The following is a 373-nucleotide window of genomic DNA, read 5'->3' on the forward strand; positions in this document are numbered from 1 at the left end:
TTATGGTGGAGCCAAGCGGGATCGAACCGCTGACCTCCTGCTTGCAAGGCAGGCGCTCTCCCAGCTGAGCTATGGCCCCATACGCCACTCCAATAAGCACGTATAAGCGAATATGGAGTTGTATGGTGGGCCCTAGTGGACTCGAACCACCGACCTCACCCTTATCAGGGGTGCGCTCTAACCAGCTGAGCTAAGGGCCCATAATTGGGATATAAAATTTAAAAGGCAACCCATAAATGGGCTGCGCTTGGCGACGTCCTACTCTCCCAGGACCCTGCGGTCCAAGTACCATCGGCGCTGGAGGGCTTAACGGTCGTGTTCGAGATGGGTACGCGTGGAACCCCTCCGCCATTATCACCAAACGCATAAGAGG

The 373-nt window shown here is 55.8% G+C and carries 2 tRNA genes and 1 rRNA gene; all 3 read right to left on the bottom strand.

Annotation, left to right across the window (positions count from 1 at the left end):
* Window positions 1–3: 3 nt before the first annotated feature.
* Window positions 4–79, bottom strand: a tRNA-Ala gene (locus tag ACE3MQ_RS27345).
* A gap of 44 nt (window positions 80–123) precedes the next feature.
* Window positions 124–200: transfer RNA gene (locus ACE3MQ_RS27350), tRNA-Ile, on the bottom strand.
* A gap of 45 nt (window positions 201–245) precedes the next feature.
* Window positions 246–362 (bottom strand): 5S ribosomal RNA (gene rrf, locus ACE3MQ_RS27355).
* Window positions 363–373: the final 11 nt, after the last annotated feature.

The sequence above is a fragment of the Paenibacillus lentus genome (genome assembly GCF_042714055.1).
Taxonomy (GTDB): Bacteria; Bacillota; Bacilli; order Paenibacillales; family Paenibacillaceae; genus Fontibacillus; species Fontibacillus lentus_A.